We start from the raw sequence: 21,010 nt of genomic DNA on the forward strand, positions 1-21,010 counted from the left end.
CGATTGATCGGCCAAGCGAAGATTGCGCATCCGCCCGCACCGCGCCGGAACAATGGCAAGATGCGCCTTTTTCCACGAACGACTTCTTAACGGTGCGGCGCGTATGAAAGCTTTTGCGATCAGCCCGGGTCTTGAATGCGCGACGGACGACAACCGCGTCGCCCGTTGATTGCCACTCACGATCCGGCGCCTTGCACTGCAGCATCGCATCCGCTTGTGAGCCGCAATACGTAAGGCATAACGTTATCGTCCCGCGCGGACGGAGGGCAGACCTCAAGGCAGGTTCTCCCACGCGCGAGGCGGTGCAGCTGCAACCGCAGCCGATACCCCTGCGAGCTCGCGCTCGCCCACCACGGAGAACTTGCAATGTCCACGAAGATCGCGAAACCGCTGACCCTCGCCTTCATCGGCAGCCTGTCCGTCGCGTCGCTCGCGCACGCCGACACCGCGTTCCAGCTCAACCAGCTCGCCGGCGGCTACATGACCACCGGCTTCGGCGAGGGCAAGTGCGGCGAAGGCAAGTGCGGCGTCGCCAAGATGGATACGAACAAGGACGGCTCGGTGTCGAAGGCCGAGTTCGACGCAGCCGGCGGCAAGAAGTTCGACGCCATCGACACCGACAAGAACGGCTCGATCAGCGAAGCCGAGTTCGCCGCCCACATGAAGGCGCACGAAGGCAAGTGCGGCGAAGGCAAGTGCGGCGGCGCCAAGAAGTCGGCCGAAGGTTCCTGCGGCGGCGACAAGGGCGACAAGAAGGCAACCGAAGCCGCCGCCGGCGCCAAGAAGAAGGCCGGTGAAGGCAAGTGCGGCGAAGGCAAGTGCGGCGGCAGCATGTAAGGAGTCCGCGATGAGCCCGCGTACCGCGTTTCACGGCGCGGGCCTCGGCCTGCGGCGAGCCCTGATGGGCTCGCTGCGGGATGCGCCCGACGCTGCGATCGACTTCTTCGAAATCGCGCCGGAAAACTGGATCAACGTCGGCGGCGCGCTCGGGCGCGAACTGCGCGCCTTTACCGAACGCCACGCGTTCGTCTGCCACGGGCTGTCGCTGTCGCTCGGCGGTCCCGAACCGCTCGACGAAACGCTGCTCGTCAAAATCCGCCGCCTGATCGACGCGCACGGCATCGCGCTCTACAGCGAGCACCTGTCGTACTGCTCCGACGACGGCCATCTGTACGATCTGATGCCGATACCGTTCACGGCAGAAGCGGTCGACTACGTCGCCGCGCGCGTTCGCCGCGCGCAGGACGTGCTCGGGCGCCGCATCGCGATCGAAAACGTGTCGTACTACGCCGCGCCGGGCCGCGAGCTCGACGAGGCGACGTTCGTCCGCGCCGTACTCGACGCCGCCGACTGCGACCTCCTGCTCGACGTCAACAACGTCTACGTCAACAGCATCAACCACGGCTACGACCCGGACGCGTTTCTCGCGGCGATGCCGGGCGAACGCATCGCGTACTACCACGTCGCCGGGCACTACGACGAAGCGCCAGATCTGAAGGTCGATACGCACGGCGCGCCCGTGATCGATCCGGTCTGGTCGCTGCTCGAACACGCCTATGCGCGGTTCGGGGTACGTCCGACGCTGCTCGAACGCGACTTCAATTTTCCGCCGCTCGCCGAACTCGTCGGCGAGCTCGATCGCATCCGCGCCGCGCAGGCGCGGCACGAACAACCCGCGCGGGCACGCCATGTCGCCGCCGGCTGAACCGTCGCGCACCCAGGATCTGCAGCGGCATTTCGCGGCGTGCATCCGCGCGCCGGAGTCGGCCGACCTGCCCGACGGCGTCGCGCCCGAACGCATGGCCGTGTACCGCGAGCTGTTCTTCAACAATGTGGAAGGTTTGCTCAGTGCGAATTTTCCGGTCATCCGTTCGCTGCGCGGCGATGACGCGTGGTATGCCCTGGCGCGCGACTTTCTGCGCGAACACCGCGCACAGACGCCGCTGTTTCCGGAATTCGCGCGCGAATTTCTGCGCTATCTCGAACGGCGGCAGGGCGAAGACCGCGGCGATCCGCCGTTTCTGCTGGAACTGGCCCACTACGAGTGGGCCGAACTCGCGCTGTCGCTCGACGAGCATGAAATCGCCGATGCCGCACACGATCCCGACGGCGACCCGGTCGCCGGCGTGCCGGTGGTTTCGCCGCTCGCGTGGCCGCTCGGCTATCGCTACCCGGTGCATCGGATCCGTCCCGACTATCAGCCCGACGCCGCGCCGGACGAGCCGACGCTGCTCCTGCTCGTGCGCGATCGCGCCGACGAGGTCGGGTTCATGGAAATCAACGCGATCACCGCGATGCTGATCGAGCGTCTGCAAGAAAACACGCGGAGCACCGGTCTTGAAGTGCTCGATGCACTGCTGGCGGAAGTCGCGCCCGATCACGTCGAAAAGCTGCGGGACGGCGGCATTGCAATGCTGCGCGAACTGAGGCGTCGTGACGCGATTCTGGGTACGACGGCCGCGTAATTCTCCCTCTCCCCCGACGGCTGTCGGGGGAGAGGGCCGGGGTGAGGGGGCGACGCGTCGCACTTCGTCGACGACGAGGAAGACGGCGACGTAACCCCTCGCCCTGCCCTCTCCCCCAAGCGAGCCTGGCGGAGAGGGTTGCAACCTCTTCCACAACACCACAAGAGAACAACCGATGAGTACCCTCGCAACCGGCGTCCTGAACGCCTGGGAAGGCTTGAACGCGCGCCTGCGCGGCGCCGGCGAAGTGCTGCCGCGTTTCGTCCTGCGCCTCGTCATGGGCTGGGAATTCTGGGAATCGGGCCTGGAAAAGCTGCACGGCGAAAACTGGTTCGCCGATATCCAGGCCAAGTTTCCGTGGCCGTTCAACGTCATTCCGGCCGACCTGTCGTGGAGCGTCGCGACCTGGTTCGAGATCGCCGGCGGCCTCGCGCTGTGGCTCGGCTTCGGAACGCGCTTCTTCGCGTTCTCGCTGCTGTTCCTGACCTTCGTCGCGACCGCCGCCGTGCACTGGCCCGACATGTGGACGATGTGGAGCGATCTTCTGAAAGGCTATGCGATCACCGACGCCGGCCACGGCAACTTCAAGCTGCCATTGCTGTTCGTCGTGATGCTGCTGCCGCTGATCTTCAACGGCCCCGGCAAACTGAGCGTCGACTACGTCATTGCGCGCCTCGTCGGCGCCACGACCTATCCGGCGGCCACCAACGATTTCTACACCTGGGCGATCGCCGCCGCGGTCGTCGGCCTGCCGTTCCTGATGCTCACGCCGCTGTCCGGCGCCGCGCTCCTCGCGCTCGCGGCCGTACTCGCGCTGATCGGCCGCTACCTGCGCCATTGACGAATGCGCAGCGATCGCGGCGCATTCGTTGCGAATCGGTTAAAAACGCGTCGCGTATGAACCGCACGCTACCCACGGGTCGCCGCCGCGCTTTGGCCGGGGCGGCGCATCCGGTATCCTTCCCGCCCATGTCAGAGCCCCTGCCCGTCGCCATCCAGCTGGCGAACCGTTTTCGCGGATTCCTGCCGGTCGTCGTCGATGTCGAAACCGGCGGTTTCGACTGCGAACGCGACGCGCTGCTGGAAATCTCCGCCGTTGTCATCCGCATGGACGCCGACGGCTGGGTGCATCCGGAACCCGCCGTGTCTTCGCACGTCGTGCCGTTTCCGGGCGCCAACATCGATCCGCGTGCGCTGGAAATCACGGGCATCGATCCGACCCACCCGTTTCGCGCGGCGCTCGACGAGAAAGAAGCCCTCGACCACGTGTTCAAGCCGGTCCGCCGCGCGATGCGCGCGAACGACTGCCAGCGCGCGATCCTGGTCGGCCACAACGCGTCGTTCGACCTCAACTTCCTCAACGCCGCGATTCGTCGCACCGGCCACAAGCGCAGCCCTTTCCACTTGTTCAGCTGTTTCGACACCGCGACGCTCGGCGGCCTCGCGTACGGCCAGACGGTGCTGTCGAAAGCCGTATCCGCGGCCGGTTTCGAGTGGAACAGCAACGAGGCGCATTCGGCCGTCTACGACAGCGAGCAGACGGCCCGGCTGTTCTGCGCGATCGTCAACCGCTGGAAGGCGATGGAAGACGCCTGGCGTGCCAACGCGTCGGCCGCGGCTTGAACGCGCGCACGGCCGCCTACAGTTCGACGCCATGCCGATCTACGAATACATCGCCGACACCGACGGATGCGCGCACTGCGCGACCGGTTTCGACGCGCTGCAGAAACTCGCCGACGCGCCGCTGACGCAGTGTCCGCGCTGCGGCGGGCAGGTCCACCGCAAGCTGTCGGCGCCCAGCGTCGCGATCGGCGGTGCGCACCTGACGACCGAAAAGCACGCAGGCAAGCACGGCTTCACGCAATACCGCCGCGCCGGCGGCGGCGTCTACGAAAAAACGGCCGGCAAGGGCCCGAAGTACATCAGCGGCGACTGACAGGCCAGCCGCGCGGACGCGTCAGCGGATTTCCTGGATCGCCACGACCTTGCCCTGCTCGATCGTGATCTGAATCGTCTTGTTGTCGCGGAAATACTCGTAGCGCTCGGCCTGTTTCGCGCCGTACTTGTTCTCGACCGGTTCGGTACGGTCGGGATTGCCGGCGATCTGCACGACCTTGCCGACGCCGTCGCCGACGCTGATCACCTTCGACCCGATGCGGACGGTGTCGCCGGCATGCGCGTCGAGTGCGACGAGGGCGGCGGCGGCGAGAACGAGACGTTTCATGGAGCGGCTCCGAAGGCGGACGCGCCCCGGGCCGGCGCCGCCGGCCTGTACGAAGTCGCGTCCGGTCGGCGCGATCATAAAGGTTGCGTTGAATAAAACACGGCCCGCTTCAATCCGCGGGCCGTGCCCGGCCAGCCTTCCTTCAGGTTCGCCGAACGTACGTAGCCGCACGCACGGACGATTGCCGCCTACGCGAATTCCAGCTGCTGCTCGAAGCTCTTGAGCTCGTGGCGCGACAGCGCGAGGTTCGACTTGGCGCGGTCGAGCACGACGTACAGAAACAGCGCCGCATTGCGCTCGAGCGGGCGGATCAGGTGGTACTGGCGGCTCAGACTGATGAGGATGTCCTCGATCGAATCGTCGAGCTTGAGCGACGAGGCCACGCGGCGCTTGGCCTTGACGACTTCGGCGTTGCCGCTCGCGGCGAGATCGAGATCGACGTTGCCGCCGCCGAGCTTGGCGAGCGCCATGCCGCTGTCGGAATCGACGAGCGCGGCGCCGACGAATCCGTCGATCGAGGAGAGAGCACTGAGGTCGAGCTTGGCCATGATGTTTCCCGCTGTCTGAGCTGCCCGCAACCGGCGGGCGACGGTGTTCAGGCCTGCGCGGTCTGCGACGCCTGGTGTTGTTCGATCCACGCGTCGACCGCGCGGCCGATCGTGGCGGCCGTCGTGCGCGTCTCGTGCAGGATGATGCCGAGGTTCGTGCTCGGCCTTGCCAATGTGGAAACGACGAAAAGCTCCTTCCTGCTCGGCACGCGCTGCGCGAAGAACGTGCCGTTCAGCGCGTTGACGACGACGTACTGCGAACGATCGATGCGCACCTCGCGCCCGATCGTTTCGCCGAGCGCGACCATCGAACCGATCATCGCGGCGATGCGCTGCGGATCGGCGTCGTTGTCGACGACGTGCGACACGAGCCGCCCGTCGACCGTCGCGATGACGCAGCCGATCGCGGCGGGAATGCGGCCGTGCAGGTCGCGCACGGCGTCGTCGATGGCCGTTTTGAGCGTTGCGGGCAGGTTGCGCGAAATCTGGCTCATCGGGCTCTCGCTGTCTGTACGTAGTCGAGCCAGGCGTCGGGCGCGTCGGCTTGGGAATCGTCGGCCGCCAGCGTTTCGATCTGCTCGAACAGCACTTCGAGGATGCCGACGACATCGTCGCGCCGGCGCACGTCGGCGCCGATGACCGGCAGGAAGCTGCCGTGACGGGCGACGGCCTCGACGTAATCGTCGAGCGTCGGACTCGGATGGGTGTCGAGGCGGCCGACCGCGACGACGAGGCGTCCCGCGCCGATCTGCGGCGCGAACGCCGACAGGTACTCGTCGAGATCGGCCAGCGGCGCGGGCCGGGAGTTGTCGATCAGCACGACGACGCCGAGCGCGCCCTGCGCGAGCAGCGGCCACATGAATTCGAAGCGCTTCTGCCCGGGCGAGCCGTACAGCCGCAGCATGTCGCCCGTGTCGAGCGTGATCTCGCCGTAGTCCATCGCGACCGTCGTTTCGGCCTTGCTCGACTCGGCGAAGTCGGTGTTCTCCACTTCGGTGCTGATCGGGTCGATCTCGCTGATCGCGCGGATCGCCGTCGTCTTGCCCGCGCCCATGGGCCCCGCGAACAACAGCTTCACGTCGCTCATGAGCGGTCGGCCTGCAGCACGCGGCGGATCGACGAGATCGCCTGGCGTTCCTTGCTGTGCGCGACCATCGCGCCGAGCCGCACGGCGCCGGCGGGTACCGCGGCAACCTGGGCCGGCAACGCCACGGCCACCAATTCGTCGTGAAAGAAGTCGCAGACGCGGCACGCATTGAGAAAGCCGTACACGAGCGCGGGCGGCGCGATCGCCAGCGCGCACAGCGATGCCGCGTCGTGCGTGCCGGCGCGCGTCTGCGCGATGAGTTCGGCGAACGCGCGCGGTCCGCCGGCCGCCAGATACGGCCAGCCCTTGAGCTTGAGCACACGGAGAGACGCGAGCGCCGGCAGCGGGCCGCGGCCGCCGGCGCGCACGCCGAACTGCCACAGCAGCGGTTTCAGGGGAACCTGGCGCGCCGTCGCCGGAATCGTGGCGCTGGACGCGACGAGCGCAAAACCTTCTCGCGCCATCTCGGCGAGCAGCGTTTCGGGATCGGCGTCGACCGTGCCGTAGTGCGTCCATGTGCTCGCACGCGGATCGGCGAGCGCGATCGTGCGGTGGCCGACGCGCCACTCGATCGTCCGGGCGTCCGACGCGGCGAGTTCGCACCAGCGCGCGAGCCACTGCCAGGCGAGCACGTCGAGCGCCCGTCTCTCGACCGGCTCGGGTCGCAGCCAGAGCGCGATCTGCCGCATGGCATCGAGCAGCGCACCGGCGCGCCACGGCGTGTCGATGCGCACCGCGTCCACGCGGCCGTCCTGACGCCGGACGTCGGCGACCAGGTTCGGCGAGATATCGTGCGCGTCGGCCGCACGCAGCACGACATCGGCGCTTGCCGCGTCGGTGAACGTCCACGACAGGCCGGATGCGTGCGGCTGCAAGCCCTGCAGCATCCGCTCGACGAGCGACTTGCGATACGCCGGAAGATCGACGGCAATCGAGAACGGCACTGCGCTTTGCGTGTTGGTCATGGTTCGAACCATTGCGAGCGACAACCCCGGATACGTGGTTTCACCCGCACGGATGACAGGCACCCAGCGGCGCCCGGACCCGATCGAGATGAAAACCTGCGGCGATGCGAAGCGCGTACCGGCGGGGAGCGCTTCACGCGGAAATCCGGCCGATCCATGCGGCACAGGACACAAGCATTGTTGCGGATGAAACGCGAAACGGCTCACGCACACTTGTAAACAACTGAGAAGATTTAACGCCTTCTTTGTCCACCCCGGAGACAATGCGCACTCGCGAAACAATTCTTGTGGGTTGCAGAACGAACATCGAGACCATCGTCCATTGCGCCGACAGGCATTCAGTCGCTAAGGGCGTTTGAAACGTTTTGGCAGGACCGCAGACGGGCGCACCTGCCTTGACCTTGCCCCAGCGCACCCGATATCGCGACCACGATGCATCGCACCTACACGATCGAACTGGCCCAGGCACGCGACATACCGCGCATCGCGGCGATGTCGCGCGAATTCATCGAGCAGGGCCTCGGTTGGCGCTGGGGTCCGGGGGCGGTGCAGCGCTGCGTGCGCGATCGCGCGACGAACGTCGCCGTCGCACGCGACGTCGACGGCGCGCCGGCCGGCTTCGGCATCATGAAGTACGGCGTCACCGACGCGCACCTGCTGCTGTTCGGCGTCGCGCCGGCCCAACGCCGCCGCGGCATCGGCGCGGCGCTGCTGGCCTGGCTCGAAGCATCGGCCGTCACCGCCGGCATCGAACTCGTGTTTCTCGAAGCGCGCGCCGGCAACGTCGCCGCGCGCGAGTTCTACCGCAGCCGGGGCTACCGCGAACTGACCGTACTGCGCGGCTACTACCGCGGCCAGGAAGACGCGGTGCGGCTCGGCAAGGATCTGACGGAAAAGTAGCGGATCGTCGAGAAACGGGCTCCTGCCCGTTTCTCGATCGAGCGGCGCAAGCCAAGCTTGTGCTCCCTCCGAAAATCCATCGCTTGCGCGATCGGCTTTCGAGCGGTGCGCTAGCGCCGCGAGGCCACCCACACGAGATGCCGCGCGCCCTTGTTGCCGTGCGCCCGCACCGTGACCTCCTCGACCGCGAAGCCGCTCTTGCGCAGCCGTTCCGTGAAGCGCCGGTCGGGCCCGGCCGACCACACCGTCGCGACACCGCCGGGCTTCAGCGCCGCGTACAGCGCGTTGAGACCGCCGGCGCCGTAGATCCAGGCGTTGCTCGCATGCGTCAGGCCGTCCGGACCGTTGTCGACGTCGAGCATCACCGCGTCGTACTGCTGCGTCGCCGCGCGAAGCACGCTCGCGACGTCGGCGACCCGCACGTCGACGCGCGGATCGCCCAGCGGATGGCCCGCGTGCGCGCCGAGCGGCCCGCGATTCCATTCGACGACGCCGGCGACCAGTTCGGCGACGACGACGCGCGCGTCGGGAGCGAGGTGCTTCAGGGCGGCTGCGAGCGTAAAGCCGAGTCCGAGGCCGCCGATCAGCACGCAAGGCTGCGCGCGAGCGGCGATGCGCCGGCAGGCGAGATCGGCGAGCGCGTCTTCCGAACCGTGCATGCGCGTGGACATGAGATCGCCGGTGCCGGCGATCTTGATCGAGTAGTGCGCGCCCTCCTGGAACAGCCGCAGCTCGCCGCCGCCGGGAATCGGGGCGGTGTCGATCAGGGTCATGCGCTGGGTCATCGGCGGCGGTACGGGCGAGGCGGGCCGCGATGATACCGGCGGGCGTTAAACCCTGCGCGCGGTCGGTGCATCCGAATCCCCTGTCAGCGTATCCATACCCTTGTCCACGACCACAGCGAGCCCGACATGACCCGAATCCTCCTGGCCGTCCTCCTCGCCGCAGGCGCCGGCGCCGCGCTTGCCGACGACTGCGAATTCCACGCGCAGCGCAATCTCGACCTGCCGGTCGAAAGCCTGAACCTGCTGCGCCTGCAGACGCGCGCCGGCGACCTGCGCATCAGCGGCGTCGCCGGCCTCAAACAGGTCGAACTGCGCGGCAACGCCTGCGCGAGCTCCGCCGAATCGCTCGAACAGCTGCAGCTTCGGCACAACCGCAACGGCTCGACGCTGAGCGTCGAGACGACCTCGCCCGAATCGCAGAGCGGCTTCAAGCTGTTCGGTTCGACCTACGCGTATATCGATCTCGAGGTGCGCGTGCCCGAATCGTTCAACCTCGAACTCACCGATTCGTCCGGCGACATCGAAATCGCCGACGTCGGGGCGATCGAACTGACCGACAGCTCCGGCGACATCCGCATCCGCAACGCGCTCGGCGACCTGCGCCTCACCGACAGCTCGGGCGACATCAACCTCGACCGCATCGGCGGCAACGTCACGATCGTCAACGACAGCTCCGGCGACATCGAGATCGACGGCGTGCGCCGCAACGTCGACATCGAGGACGACAGCTCCGGCGACATCGTCATCGAAAACGTCGACGGCAACGCGCGCGTCGGCCACGACAGCTCCGGCGACATCCGCTTTTCCCGCATCGGCGGCAACGCCGACGTCGGCTCCGACTCGAGCGGCGGCATCTACGCCGACGGCGTAAAGGGCGATTTCACGGTGAAGCACAAGTCCGGCGGCAAGAACGGCATCTCGCACAACGACGTCGGCGGCCGGGTGAGCCTGCCGGAGCGCGACTAACGTCGAATACGCGCGTGAACGATCCCAACACGCTTCGTTAACCGAGTAATAACCCCCGCAGCGTTAATCTTGCTGCCAGTTCGGAACACTCCAACGTACTCTAAGCCCCGACAGGATTGCCGGGGCTTTTTTTTGTCCGGGTTCCGGAAGCCGGCCGGATCGCCTACCCGTTGGACGCGAACTTGAGGCCGAGCACGCCGAGCACGATCAGCGCCAGCGACGCCAGACGAATCGCCGTGGCGGCTTCGCCGAACCACACGATGCCGAGAATCGCCGTACCGGCCGCGCCGATGCCGGTCCAGATCGCGTAGGCGGTGCCGATCGGCAGTTCCTTGAGCGCGAGCGACAGCAGCCAGAAGCTGATCCCCATCGCCGCGAGCGTCAGCAGCGACGGAACGAGACGGGACCAGCCGCAGGTGTGCTTGAGGCCGATCGCCCAGCCGATTTCGAACAGGCCGGCCAGAATGAGATAGAACCACGCCATGACGATGCTCCTTCTTGCGAAGTGAGGTCGTCCTCACGGGGTTAATGGTGCGCGCCGGGTCGTCCCGGCACCGGCGCCTATTATCGGCCGGGCGCGTGAATCGGGTGTAACCCCGGGCGCGTCACGCGTCCCGGGGAGGTCGACGGGCGCTCAGCTCAGGCCGAGATAGTCGCGCTTGCCGATCGACACGCCGTTGTGGCGCAGGATCGCGTAGGCGGTAGTAATGTGGAAATAGAAATTCGGCAGCCCCCAGGTCACGAGATAGTCGGCGCCCGTGAACGTGAAGGTGCGGTCGCGCGCCTTGACGATCACCTCGCGCGCATCGGCCCCCTCGAAGCTCGAGGCGGGCACGCTCCGGACGAAATCCACCGTCTTGCGGATGCGTTCGCGCAGTTCCGGCAGCGTCGTCTCCGTATCGGGAAAGCTCGGAATCTCGACGCCGGCCAAGCGACCGACCGTGGCCTTGGCGGTATCGCTGGCCGACTGGATCTGGCGCGACAGCGGGAACATGTCGGGCGCCAGGCGCGAGCCGAGCAGCACCGAAACGTCGTAGCCGCGCGCGACGGCGTCGGCCTCGGCCCTGTCGAGCAGCGCCGACAGGCTGTCGAACATATGCGTGATCGTGTTGACGACGGTGGCGTGAATCGACAGCGACATGGGGATACTCCGAGGCGAAGGCGCGGGGACTGTGCCACGACGGACGCGAGGCGACCGGTGGCGAAACAGCCAATGAGGCGTGCGCGGCGCATTTCAAGCCGTGCGGCGCGTGTCGCTTCCCCGCGCGGCGCCGGGTAGAATCTCGCGCGCCATCGCAAGGCCCCGTAGCTCAGCTGGATAGAGCGTCCCCCTCCTAAGGGGAAGGTCGTACGTTCGAATCGTATCGGGGCCGCCAAATCGCGAAAAAAGGGCCGGCGACGCCGGCCCCAAAACACGGAGTGGGAGCGCGCGCTTCTGCGCCCCGCCGATCATTCTGCGCAGGCGCGTCTCAGCGGTTGCGACGCGCGACGTAGATCGCCTCGCCGGCGCAAAACTCGGGGCTCGCCGTTTCGTTCGCGCTGTCGATCACGTCGAACCCCGCGCGCGCCAGCACGCGCCGCAGCGCGTCCGGCGCGAGCGCCCAGCGGAACGGCTCGCGCACCGACGCGAGCCAGCGCGCGACCCACGGCGACGCATCGCCGAATCCCGCGCTGCCGTCCGCGCGCGGTGCCATCGCGGTGAACAGCAGGGTTTGCGGCGCGGTTGCCGACCGCGCGCCGCGCAGCAGCGCGCGCGCCGCGGCCGGCGCGAGATACATCAGCACCGCCTCGGCGATCCACAACGTCGGTCGCGGATCGTCGGCCAGGCGTCGCACGACATCCGCTTCGGCGCCGAGATCGGCGATGACGCGCGCGACCGGCGCTTCCGGCGCCGCCAGTTGCGCGCGCGCCCTCGCCTCGCGCGGATGCACCACCTCGACGACGTCGACGCCGAGCTCGCGCAGCGCAGGTCCGATGCCGTCGCAACCCGGCGCGAGCACGACGACGCGCTCGACGCCGCCCGCGACCGCCTGCTGCGCGGCCTGCCACAACACGCTCTTGCGCGCGACGTAGTGCGCCGCGATACCGGGCAGCAGCCACGCCTCGAATCGCCGCAGCAGCGCCTCGACCGTGCGCGAACGCAGCCACGCCGGCGTCGCGCGCGCGGCCAGCCGGCGCGTCGCCGCGGGTACGTCGCGGGCGCGGCCGGCGCGCGCTTCGCCGTGCACGCCGAGCGCCACGAGCCGCGCGGTCGCGCTGAAGCTCACGGCGCGCCCGCCAGCGTCGCCCGCAGCCGCCGATACCAGTCGCTCGCGAACACGCCTTGCGGATCGACGCGGTTTTTCAACGCGAAGAATTCGTCGATCCGCGGATAGGCGTGCCGCACCTGGTCGGCGCGCGCATACCCGTGGTAGGTCAGGTAATAGCTGCCGCCCAGCGACAGCGCGTTGTCGATCAGGCGCCGGAAATCGTCGCGCGCGGCGGCGATGCCGGCGGCGTCGTGACGCACGTGCAGGTTGAACACGACGCACAGGAAGTCGTCGCGCGCCCACGGCAGCAGCGTTTCGCGGTCGGCGCGGATGCGGCGCACGGTGCCGTAGACGACGTCGGCGCCGTGCACGCGCAGATCGTCCGCGGCGCGATGCATGAACGTCGCCAGCTGCGCGGCCGGCACGTACATCTCGCCGATCATCTCCGAACCGCGATGGCCGAGCTCGTCGTCGAGCGCCGCGTGATAGCCGTCGGGATACAGGCCGAACTGATGATCGTCCGACGCGTAGCGCTGGCCGTCGCTGGCGAGATAGAACGCCGCGTAGCGCGCGAACGCCTCGCGCTTGTCCACGTGCGCGAGCCGCATCAGCGCGCGCCAGCGTTCCTCGTCGAGCGCGTGCGCGACCGGCGGCATCGCGGCGTCGTCCGGCAACGGCCGGTAGCAGGCGAACACGCCGCGGCGCAGGAAGTCGCCGTCGCGCGGATCGACCGCGAACTGGAAGTCGCCGTACAGACTGCCCTGCGCGATCTCGGCGTCGAACGCGACCGCGACGTCGGCGACGTCGACGAGGCGCACACGCCGTTCGAGCTTGCACCGCGGCACGAGCCGCAACGTTGCGGTATCGACCACGCCGAGCAGGCCGTAGCCGCCGATCGCCGCGGCGAAGAGTTCCGGCGCGCTCGCGCGGTCGACGTCGATCGCGTCGCCCGACGCGAGCACGAGCCGGAACCGCTCGATGTCGGCGACGAGCGGCGCGAAGTCGAGACCGCGTCCGTGCGCGTTCGCCGCGAGAGAGCCGCCGATGCTGAAGTCGTCCGCGCCGCTTTGCTTCTGGCGAATGCTCCAGCCGCGGCCCTCGGCGTCGCGCCGCTGCGCGAGCCACGCCTGCAGCGCCGGCCAGCGGATGCCGGCGTCGACGGTGACGAGACCGCGCGCCGCATCGAAATCGCGCACCGCCGCGTGGCGTTCGAGATCGAGCACGACGCCGCCGTGGCAAAACTGCTGCCCGCCCATCGCGTGCCGCGCGCCGGCGATCGCGAGCGGCACGCCGGCGCGTGCGGCGCGCGCGACGGCTTCCCGGATCGCCGGCAGGCCGGCGGGATGCTCCAGCGCGAGCGGCACGGAGGCGTTGAGCGCGCTGTGGCGGTCGTTGAGAACGACGGACGGCGGTCGCATGGTCATGGATCGGCTCCTGGTGTTCGCGGCGACGATGCGCAGCGCCCGCTCGCCGTGCAACACTTCCGACGAAAGTATCGTCTGGCGATACTCGAAGTCCGGAGCCTGCCGATGCCGCCCCTCGATTCGTCGCGCCTCCTCATCGATGCCCTGAAGCGCGCGCTGCGCGCCCGCGGGGTCACCTATCGCGCCGTTGCGCAGGCGCTGGAATTGTCCGAACCGTCGGTCAAGCGACTGTTCTCGCGCGGCGGGTTTTCGGTCGAGCGGCTCGCGCAGGTGTGCGCGCTCGCCGATCTCGATTTCTTCGACCTCGCCAAGCTCGCGCGGCAACGCAGCGAACGCGCGACGCAGCTGTCGCTCGCGCAGGAACAGGCGCTCGCCGGCGACGAGACGCTGATGCTCGTTTTCCACTTGTTGCTCGCGGGCTGGAAGACGGCCGATATCCGCGCGCACTACGGCCTGTCGGCGCCGGCGTCGGTCCGCGCGCTCGCGCGGCTCGACCGTCTGCGCCTGATCGTGCTCGAACCGGGCGACCGTGCGCGGCTCGCCGTACCGCGCAACGTCACCTGGCGCCGGCACGGACCGGTGCAGCGCCGCTACGGCGACGCGGCGCTGCGCGAGTTCATCGACGCCGGCTTCGACGGCGCCGACGAAATGCTGTTTCTCGAAACGCGCGAACTGGGCGCCGCGTCGCAGGCGCTGATCCGGCGCCGACTCGAACGGCTGGCGCAGGAATTTCTCGAACTCGCCGAACTCGACGCGTCGCTGCCGCCGGCCGCGCGGCGCAATACCGGCCTGGTGCTCGCGACGCGTCCGTGGGTGTTTTCGATCGCCAAGCCCGATGCGGCGCGGCGCGCGAAACGCGCCGCGCCGCGGGCTTCGCGCTTTACGGTTTGAACACGTCGGCGAAGAACGCGCGCATCTGCGCGAACGAGCGTTTCGCGGCGCGTTCGTTGTACAGGCAGCCGGGGATGCGGCCCTGCTCGTCCGGCTCGGCGAAGCAGTGCACGGCGCCGCCGTAGTTGATGAACTGCCAGTCGACCTTCGCGTCGCGCATTTCCTTTTCGAACGTCTGGATCGACTCGGGCGACACGAACTTGTCGTCGCCGCCGTTCATCACGAGCACCTTGCCCTTGATGTTCTTCGCCATCGTCACGTCGTCGCTCGCGAGGTTCGCATGGAACGTCGCGACGCCGGCGACGTCGGCGCCGCTGCGCGCGAGATCGAGCGCCGTGGCGCCGCCGAAGCAGAAGCCGATCGCGCCCCAGTTCTTGCCGTCGAGCGGCGCGCCGCCGGCCTGCTTTTTCAGCTGGTCGAGCGCGGCGTTGATGCGCTTGCGCAGCACATTGCGCTCCTTGTACATCTTTTCGGTCGCCTTGCCGGCCTCGTCGGGATTCTTCGGCCAGTTGCCGACGCCGTAGACGTCGGCCACGAGGATCACGTAGTCCTTGCCCGCGATCGTCGCGGCTTTCGACACCTGGTCTTCGCCCAGGCCCATCCAGTTCGGCGCCATGACGAGACCCGGACGCTTGGCGCCGGCGTCGTCGTAGACGAGCACGCTCTGCATCTTCGCGCCGTCGACGTCGTACTCGATCTTATTCGTGACGACGGCGGCGTGTGCGTTGCCGGCGAGCGCGAGCGCGGCGAACGCAAACAGGAAGGCGGCGGATTTCATCGGGCGTCTCCAGGGACTGACGGAACCCGAAGTGTCGCGCGTGGTCCGCGACGCGCACAAGCGCGACCTTTGCCGTGTTACGCGATTCCGATGCCGTCGATGCCCGCGATCGTCTGCGGATCGAATCCGGCGAGTTGCGCGAACGCACGGCCGCGGTCGGCGTAGTCGCGAAACTGGTCGAAACTCGGCGCGCCGGGCGACAGCAGCACGACGCCGCCGGCCGGCGTCGCCGCACGCGCCGCGGCCACGGCTTCGCCGAGCGTCGCGCAGCGTTCGACGCGCAGCGCAGGCGCTTCTTCGGCCAGGAGCGCCGCGATGCGCGCGCCGTTCGCGCCGAGCGCGATCACCGCGTGCGGCGGATGCGCCCGGGCGTAACGTGCGAACTCGCGCCAGTCGAGTCCGCGGTCGAAGCCGCCGACGAGCACGCTGACCGCGCGGCCCTCGAGACTGCGCAGCGCCTCGATCGTCGCCTGCGGTGTCGTGGAGATACTGTCGTTGACGAACGCGACGCCGCCCGCTTCGCCCAGGCGCTGCAGGCGATGCGGCAGCGGCCGGAACGTGCGCGCGTGGGCGATCGCCGCGCGCGCCTCGCCGCCGGCGGCCTCGATCGCCGTCAGCGCGGCACACAGGTTCAGCGCGTTGTGTTCGCCCGGCAGCGGAAGGTCTGCGAGCGGCAGCGCGCGTTCGCCGCCATGGCAGACGTGGCCGTCGGCCACGTGCCAGCCGTCCGGCGTGCCGAACCAGCGGCGATCCGGATGCGCCGCGGTGCGCGCGGCGAGTTCGGGCTGCAGGCCGTTGACGACCAGCGTGCGCGCGCGTTCGGCGAGCGCGAGCTTGTCGCCGACGTAGCGCTCGCGCGAGCCGTGCCAGTCGAGATGTTCCTCGTAGACGTTGTTGATCACGCCGACGTCGAGCGGGCCCGCCTCGCGCGTCTGGAAACTGGACAATTCCACAACCCAGCGATCGACGATCGCGTCGGTGTCGATCAGTTCGAGCAGCGGCAGGCCGATGTTGCCGGCGAGCGCGACGCGCTGCCCGAGTCCGCGCAGGAGGTGCGCGACGAGCGCCGACGTCGTGCTCTTGCCCTTCGTGCCGGTGACGGCGATCACGCGCGCGTCGGGGTTTTCGGCGAACCACAGCGCGGTGCCCGACGAGACCGCGACGCCGGCGGCGACCGCGTCAATGAGCGCCGGCGCGTACGCGCTGACGCCCGGCGATTTGACGACGACGTCGAAGGTCCACAGAAGGCCCGCATACGGCTCGGCGGTGATGCATTCGATCGTGTCGCCGTACAGCGCCTGCGCGGTGCTCGCCTCGGCGGCGCTGCACAGCAGCGTGGGCCTGAGCGCGGGCAGGCGCAGACGCAACGCGGCGAGCACCGCCCTGCCCTCGCGGCCGTAGCCCCAGATCGCGACCCGCCGGCCGGCGAGATCAGCGATACGCATCGACGACACCGGCGAGGCGAGGCGCGATGCCGTGCTCGTCGGACGGCGCGAGCTGCGACGCGAGGTCGATCTCGCCCGCGTCGAGCTGCGGCAATACCTCGTCGACGAACCGCGCGACGATCGCGTCCTCGCGCCACTCGGCGCGCAGCGACAGCGCGTGCATCGCGGCGCGCGACTCGCGGCCTTCGCCGACGCATTCGAACGGCTTGTGTTCGCGAAACTCCATCAGCGCGTCGAAACCGGCCGTCTGCGTTTCGTCGTCGAGCAGATTGCGCCCGAAGATCGCGAGCAGGCGCGGCTTGGTCACGAACGGCGCGAGCGCCAGAAACACGAAATGGCATTTCGGACATTGTCCGCACCAGCGGTCGGCCGGCTTGGGCCCGAGGATCTTGAAGTTGCGGTTGCAGCTGGAAAACACGTCGTCGTAGCGCGTCTGCCGCGCGAACAGCTTCGTCACCGCCAGTTCCGACAGCGGTCGCAGCAGCGAGCAGTACGCAAGGTCGGCCGCGACGTGCGAGCGCAGGTACGCGGCGAAGCGGCGCTCGAATTCCCAGCCCTTGCTCCACTGGTGGTTGACCGCCTGCCCCGCGTATTCGAGCGTCGCGCTCGACGCCGAGCGCTCGTTCGAAAACACCACGGCGTCGTAGCCGTACAGCACGGCGGCGAGCGCGAGGATCGCCGAATTGATCGCGGTGACCGGGATGTGCCCGTTCCATGCGCCGAGCTTGTTGTACTCGAACAATTCCGGCGCGAGCCGCCGCTCGACGTTCAACCCCGGCAGGCCCGTGCGCTCGACGCACGCGGCGATCAGCGGCGACAGGCCGACCCACGCGGCGGTCGCGTCTTCATGCAGCGTTTTCAACAGTTCCACACTGACCAGCGAATCCTTGCCGCCGCCGACCGGCACGAGGCTGCGCGGCGGCAAGCCGATCGCCGCGGCCGGCGCGGGCGCCGACGCGCCGCGCGGAAAGCGGATGCGGCCGGCGAGATCGAGCTTGTTGTGGTACGCGAATTCGCCGAGGCCGTGGAAGTACAGCTCGTCGAGGAGATCGGCCGTCGCATCGTCGAGCGATCCGGCGTCGACGACGATCGCTTCCGGCACGCCGGCCTTGTAGTAGCTGACGCCGGCGACGAGATGCAGCAGCTTCAGCGCGGCGTCGAACGCCGCGCGGCGCGCGGGCGCGATCGCCGGCGCGCCGGGAAAGATCACACGCTCGACGAGTTCGACGCCGCCGTCGAACGCGTAGACGAGTTGCGCCTGCCCGTCGGCGTAGTCGGCGCGGACGAAACGGAAATGCCGCGACTGGCGCGGGTCGAACGACATCACGAAGCTCCTTGCGACGCGGAAGTGGGAATTCTAGCGGTCACGGCATCGTCCCGTAGCGCGCGCGGACGCCGGATGCGCACGGCGCGGCGTCACCATACGATCTCCTGCGCCGGTTCGCGCAGATTGTAGTGCGACGCCATCACCGCGCCGTAGGCGCCAGCCTGAGCGACGACGACGACGTCGCCTTCGCGGCATTCCGGCAGGCGCCGGTTCGTGCCGAGCACGTCGCCCGATTCGCAGATCGGTCCAACGACCTGGTACAGCGTGTCGGCCGGATCGTCGAGGCGGCTGAGGTTCGCGATGTCGTGCCACGCCTCGTACAGCGCGGGGCGGATCAGCGCGTTCATGCCGGCGTCGAGCCCGACGTAGCGATAGTCGCCCTTGCGCTTGGTCTGCGTCACGCGCGCGAGCAGCACGCCGGCGTCGGCGACGAGATAGCGTCCCGGTTCGAGCCACAGCGCGAACTGCGGGTACGCGCGCTTGATCTCGGCCAGCGCCGCGTCGAGCGCGGCGAGATCGAGCGGCGCTTCGTCATGCCGCGCCGGCACGCCCAGGCCGCCGCCGATATTGATCGATTCGATGCGCGAAAAGCGCTGCGCGAGCGCGGCGAGCTGCGCGTACACCTCGCGCCAGTGCGCCGCGTCGAGAATGCCGGAGCCGAGGTGGGCGTGCAGGCCGGTCACGCGCGCGCCGTGGCGCCGCGCCAGCTCGCGGAACGTGTCGACCTGCGACAGATCGAGGCCGAACTTGGAACCGGCGCCGCCGGTGCGCACCTTGTCGTGATGGCCGCGGCCGACGCCGAGGTCCACGCGCAGGATCACGTCGCGGCCCGCGAACGACTCGCCCCAGTGTTCCAGCGGATGCAGGTTGTCGAGCGTGACGAACGCGCCGCGCGCGAGCGCCGCTTCGTATTCGTCGCGCGCGGCGAAGTTCGGCGTGAACAACAGGCGCTCGCCGCCGACGATGTCGCCGGCGCGCTCGAGCTCGGGCAGCGACACGCACTCGAGCCCGAAGCCTTCGTCGGCGATCGCGCGCAGCACGGCCGGATGGCTGTTCGCCTTGAGCGCGTAGAACCAGCGGTCGGGCGCCGCGAACGCGCGCAGCGCGCGTGCGCGTTCGCGCACGGTCGCCAGATCGTAGACGTAGCGCGGACCGCCGCTCGATCCGAGCGCGACGAGTTCGTCGCGGCGCGCGCGCCACCACGGCGTCGCGCGCGGCGCCTGCGCGGCGGCGTACAGCTCGCTCCACGCCGGGCCGAACACCGCCGGGTCTTCGGCGCGCAGCGCCTCGGCCTTGACGAGCCCCGCGTGCAGCGTCGGCACGAGGCCGTCGGCCGCCGCTTCGTCGACGACGATCGTGAGGTTGAGATTGTTCGACGACTGCGTCACCAGATGCACGCGCAGCATGTCGAATTCGGCGAGCACGCCGGCCAGGCGCGGCAGCAGCGAGCGCATGCCGCGGCCGACGAGCGTGATCGCCGCGCACGGCGCGATCACCTTGACGCGGCACACTTCGGCGAGATCCGCCGCGAGCGCGGCCAGCACGTCGGTCGTGACGAGGTTTTCCGACGGGTCGAGCGACACGGTGACGTTCGTTTCGGCCGAACTGATCAGATCGATGGACAGGCCGTGGCGCTTGAAGCGCTCGAACACGTCGGCGAGAAAGCCGACCTGCTGCCACATGCCGATCGACTCCATCGAGATCAGGGTGATGCCGCGCCGTTCGCTGATCGCCTTGACGCTCGGCGCCGCGGCGCCGACCGTCGCGCCGATTTCGGTGCCGGGCAATTCGGGCCGGTTCGTATCGCGCACCGCGAGCGGCACGTGCGCCTCGCGCACGGGATTCAGGCATCGCGGATGCAATACCTTGGCGCCGGTCGTCGCGATTTCCTGCGCTTCCTCGTAGTCGAGCCGCGACAGCAGGCGCGCGGCCGGCACGATGCGCGGATTGGCCGAAAACATGCCGGCGACGTCGGTCCAGATTTCTACTTTTTCGGCTTTGAGCAGCGCGCCGAAGTACGCCGCCGACGTATCGGAGCCGCCGCGGCCGAGGATCGCCGTTTCGCCGGCCGCGTTGCGCGCCATGAAACCCTGCGAGATGAACACGTCGCCGAGCGCGGCGAGGCGCGCGGCCATCGCCGGATCGGGCGCGGTCGGCACCGATGCCGAGAGATAGCGGCCCCACTCGGTCTGATTCGGCAGCGCCTGCGCGAGCAGGTGTTCGCGCGCGTCGAGCCAGCGCGTGGCCAGACCCTGCGCGGTGAGGTACGCGACGCCGAGCGTGCTCGACAACTGCTCGCCGAGCGCGAGCACTTCGGCCTGCCACGGCAGTGCGCCGTTTTCGGCGCGCGGGTCGGCCGCGAGCGCGGCGAGGCGGTCGAGCCAGTACTGCAATGTCGCGCGGTCGACGAGGCCGAGTTCGGCGAACATCGCTTCGTGCCGCGCGACGATCTCGTCGCGCACGCTCGCGCGGCGCGCCGCGTCGCCTTTCGACTCGGCGATGGCTTTGAGTTTGTCCGTGATGCCCGACAGCGCCGAAACCACGATCAGCACGCGTTTTCCGCGCGCGCGCCAGTCGGCGGCGATGCGGCGGATGGTGTCCCAGCGGGGACGCGTGGAAACGCTGGTGCCGCCAAACTTGACGACGATCCAGCCGGCGTGCGCGTTAAGCGCCGGATCAACGGGATTCACGGGACTCCTCGATCGTGCGGTGGCGCCGGATCGGCGCCGGCGCATTCTTTCTTGCACTGCAGCAGAACGCAACGAGCGCCGGTGCATAAGCCTCGCCGGCCGGCGGGCCGGGCCAGGGGCCGAAATCTGGCGAAACGCGGGCGCGAGGAACACGCCGCACAATGAAAATTGCTATGAATTTTCATTCAATACGCGACGAAGAGACCTGTCCGATTTGCAATCGCGGGCGGAATTTCACGCACCGGCGACGCAACGTCGGCACTGTG

General features: G+C 68.8%; 23 protein-coding genes and 1 tRNA gene. 10 read left to right on the forward strand and 14 right to left on the reverse strand.

Translation table 11 applies throughout. The features are described 5' to 3' along the window. Nucleotides 1–366 precede the first annotated feature (366 nt). The 6 genes from OD750_RS23805 (at nucleotide 367) to OD750_RS23830 (ending at nucleotide 4,401) form a co-directional block, all read left to right on the forward strand. Nucleotides 367–837 (forward strand): HvfA family oxazolone/thioamide-modified RiPP metallophore, encoded by a 471-nt coding sequence (locus tag OD750_RS23805; RefSeq protein WP_263545192.1) that lies wholly within the window; start codon nucleotides 367–369, stop codon nucleotides 835–837. A 10-nt stretch (nucleotides 838–847) separates the two neighbouring features. Continuing rightward, nucleotides 848–1,705 (forward strand): HvfB family MNIO-type RiPP peptide maturase, encoded by an 858-nt coding sequence (locus OD750_RS23810; RefSeq protein ID WP_263545193.1) that lies wholly within the window; start codon nucleotides 848–850, stop codon nucleotides 1,703–1,705. Then, nucleotides 1,689–2,465, forward strand: a complete 777-nt coding sequence (locus OD750_RS23815) for an HvfC family RiPP maturation protein (RefSeq protein WP_263545194.1) — start codon at nucleotides 1,689–1,691, stop codon at nucleotides 2,463–2,465. Before OD750_RS23810 ends, OD750_RS23815 begins: the two co-directional genes overlap by 17 nt. Nucleotides 2,466–2,640: 175 nt before the next feature. Next, on the forward strand, nucleotides 2,641–3,306 hold the full coding sequence (locus OD750_RS23820; protein ID WP_263545195.1) for an HvfX family Cu-binding RiPP maturation protein: 666 nt from the start codon (nucleotides 2,641–2,643) through the stop codon (nucleotides 3,304–3,306). A 128-nt stretch (nucleotides 3,307–3,434) separates the two neighbouring features. Then, nucleotides 3,435–4,088 carry a ribonuclease T gene (rnt, locus tag OD750_RS23825; protein ID WP_263545196.1) on the forward strand — a complete coding sequence of 218 codons (654 nt, stop codon included), beginning with the start codon at nucleotides 3,435–3,437 and terminating at the stop codon, nucleotides 4,086–4,088. 31 nt (nucleotides 4,089–4,119) lie between these two features. Continuing rightward, the gene (locus OD750_RS23830) at nucleotides 4,120–4,401 is read left to right on the forward strand and encodes an FmdB family zinc ribbon protein (protein ID WP_263545197.1); all 282 of its coding nucleotides are present in this window, start codon (nucleotides 4,120–4,122) and stop codon (nucleotides 4,399–4,401) included. 21 nt (nucleotides 4,402–4,422) lie between these two features. Here OD750_RS23830 and OD750_RS23835 read toward each other — a convergent pair whose 3' ends face one another. From OD750_RS23835 to OD750_RS23855, 5 genes are all read right to left on the reverse strand, one after another. After that, nucleotides 4,423–4,689: a DUF2845 domain-containing protein gene (locus OD750_RS23835; RefSeq protein WP_263545198.1), complete on the reverse strand. Its 267-nt coding sequence runs from the start codon at nucleotides 4,687–4,689 to the stop codon at nucleotides 4,423–4,425. Between the two features lie 188 nt (nucleotides 4,690–4,877). Continuing rightward, nucleotides 4,878–5,237, reverse strand: coding sequence for a roadblock/LC7 domain-containing protein (locus tag OD750_RS23840; protein WP_263545199.1), 360 nt, complete (start codon nucleotides 5,235–5,237; stop codon nucleotides 4,878–4,880). 47 nt (nucleotides 5,238–5,284) lie between these two features. Next, nucleotides 5,285–5,731: a roadblock/LC7 domain-containing protein gene (locus tag OD750_RS23845; protein ID WP_263545200.1), complete on the reverse strand. Its 447-nt coding sequence runs from the start codon at nucleotides 5,729–5,731 to the stop codon at nucleotides 5,285–5,287. Then, nucleotides 5,728–6,324 carry a GTP-binding protein gene (locus tag OD750_RS23850; RefSeq protein ID WP_263545201.1) on the reverse strand — a complete coding sequence of 199 codons (597 nt, stop codon included), beginning with the start codon at nucleotides 6,322–6,324 and terminating at the stop codon, nucleotides 5,728–5,730. Before OD750_RS23850 ends, OD750_RS23845 begins: the two co-directional genes overlap by 4 nt. Beyond that, complete coding sequence (locus OD750_RS23855; protein ID WP_263545202.1) at nucleotides 6,321–7,289, reverse strand: hypothetical protein; 969 nt, start codon at nucleotides 7,287–7,289, stop codon at nucleotides 6,321–6,323. The genes OD750_RS23850 and OD750_RS23855 overlap by 4 nt, the downstream gene beginning before the upstream one ends. Before the next feature lie 432 nt (nucleotides 7,290–7,721). Here OD750_RS23855 and OD750_RS23860 point away from each other — a divergent pair, with 432 nt between their 5' ends. Continuing rightward, the gene (locus OD750_RS23860) at nucleotides 7,722–8,189 is read left to right on the forward strand and encodes a GNAT family N-acetyltransferase (protein WP_263545203.1); all 468 of its coding nucleotides are present in this window, start codon (nucleotides 7,722–7,724) and stop codon (nucleotides 8,187–8,189) included. A gap of 110 nt (nucleotides 8,190–8,299) precedes the next feature. Here the strand turns inward: OD750_RS23860 and OD750_RS23865 are convergent, their stop codons facing one another. Beyond that, nucleotides 8,300–8,962, reverse strand: coding sequence for a spermidine synthase (locus OD750_RS23865; protein WP_263545204.1), 663 nt, complete (start codon nucleotides 8,960–8,962; stop codon nucleotides 8,300–8,302). A gap of 138 nt (nucleotides 8,963–9,100) precedes the next feature. On the opposite strand from OD750_RS23865, the gene OD750_RS23870 reads away from it, so the two are divergent. Continuing rightward, complete coding sequence (locus OD750_RS23870) at nucleotides 9,101–9,940, forward strand: DUF4097 domain-containing protein (RefSeq protein WP_263545205.1); 840 nt, start codon at nucleotides 9,101–9,103, stop codon at nucleotides 9,938–9,940. Nucleotides 9,941–10,103: 163 nt separating this feature from the next. Here the strand turns inward: OD750_RS23870 and sugE are convergent, their stop codons facing one another. Further along, nucleotides 10,104–10,424 carry a quaternary ammonium compound efflux SMR transporter SugE gene (sugE, locus tag OD750_RS23875; protein WP_263545206.1) on the reverse strand — a complete coding sequence of 107 codons (321 nt, stop codon included), beginning with the start codon at nucleotides 10,422–10,424 and terminating at the stop codon, nucleotides 10,104–10,106. Nucleotides 10,425–10,574: 150 nt separating this feature from the next. Continuing rightward, nucleotides 10,575–11,081 carry a DUF1993 domain-containing protein gene (locus OD750_RS23880; protein WP_263545207.1) on the reverse strand — a complete coding sequence of 169 codons (507 nt, stop codon included), beginning with the start codon at nucleotides 11,079–11,081 and terminating at the stop codon, nucleotides 10,575–10,577. A 158-nt stretch (nucleotides 11,082–11,239) separates the two neighbouring features. Here OD750_RS23880 and OD750_RS23885 point away from each other — a divergent pair. Continuing rightward, nucleotides 11,240–11,316, forward strand: a tRNA-Arg gene (locus tag OD750_RS23885). A gap of 93 nt (nucleotides 11,317–11,409) precedes the next feature. Here OD750_RS23885 and OD750_RS23890 read toward each other — a convergent pair. Together OD750_RS23890 and OD750_RS23895 are read right to left on the reverse strand one after the other, a co-directional pair. Next, nucleotides 11,410–12,207, reverse strand: a complete 798-nt coding sequence (locus OD750_RS23890; RefSeq protein ID WP_263545208.1) for a class I SAM-dependent methyltransferase — start codon at nucleotides 12,205–12,207, stop codon at nucleotides 11,410–11,412. Continuing rightward, nucleotides 12,204–13,613 carry an FAD-binding protein gene (locus OD750_RS23895; protein WP_263545209.1) on the reverse strand — a complete coding sequence of 470 codons (1,410 nt, stop codon included), beginning with the start codon at nucleotides 13,611–13,613 and terminating at the stop codon, nucleotides 12,204–12,206. Before OD750_RS23895 ends, OD750_RS23890 begins: the two co-directional genes overlap by 4 nt. A 105-nt stretch (nucleotides 13,614–13,718) precedes the next feature. On the opposite strand from OD750_RS23895, the gene OD750_RS23900 reads away from it, so the two are divergent. Further along, complete coding sequence (locus OD750_RS23900; RefSeq protein WP_263545210.1) at nucleotides 13,719–14,504, forward strand: helix-turn-helix transcriptional regulator; 786 nt, start codon at nucleotides 13,719–13,721, stop codon at nucleotides 14,502–14,504. Here the strand turns inward: OD750_RS23900 and OD750_RS23905 are convergent. The 4 genes from OD750_RS23905 to OD750_RS23920 form a co-directional block, all read right to left on the reverse strand. Then, nucleotides 14,494–15,282: a dienelactone hydrolase family protein gene (locus OD750_RS23905; protein ID WP_263545211.1), complete on the reverse strand. Its 789-nt coding sequence runs from the start codon at nucleotides 15,280–15,282 to the stop codon at nucleotides 14,494–14,496. The genes OD750_RS23900 and OD750_RS23905 overlap by 11 nt on opposite strands. Before the next feature lie 77 nt (nucleotides 15,283–15,359). Next, a complete protein-coding gene (gene murD, locus OD750_RS23910; protein WP_263545212.1) occupies nucleotides 15,360–16,727 on the reverse strand; it encodes a UDP-N-acetylmuramoyl-L-alanine--D-glutamate ligase in 1,368 nt (455 codons plus the stop codon). After that, nucleotides 16,714–18,051: a UDP-N-acetyl-alpha-D-muramoyl-L-alanyl-L-glutamate epimerase gene (gene murL, locus OD750_RS23915; protein WP_263545213.1), complete on the reverse strand. Its 1,338-nt coding sequence runs from the start codon at nucleotides 18,049–18,051 to the stop codon at nucleotides 16,714–16,716. Before murL ends, murD begins: the two co-directional genes overlap by 14 nt. Before the next feature lie 92 nt (nucleotides 18,052–18,143). Beyond that, nucleotides 18,144–20,744 (reverse strand): bifunctional aspartate kinase/diaminopimelate decarboxylase, encoded by a 2,601-nt coding sequence (locus tag OD750_RS23920; protein WP_263545214.1) that lies wholly within the window; start codon nucleotides 20,742–20,744, stop codon nucleotides 18,144–18,146. Nucleotides 20,745–21,010 lie beyond the last annotated feature (266 nt).

The organism is Tahibacter soli, assembly GCF_025717065.2.
GTDB lineage: Bacteria > Pseudomonadota > Gammaproteobacteria > Xanthomonadales > Rhodanobacteraceae > Tahibacter > Tahibacter soli.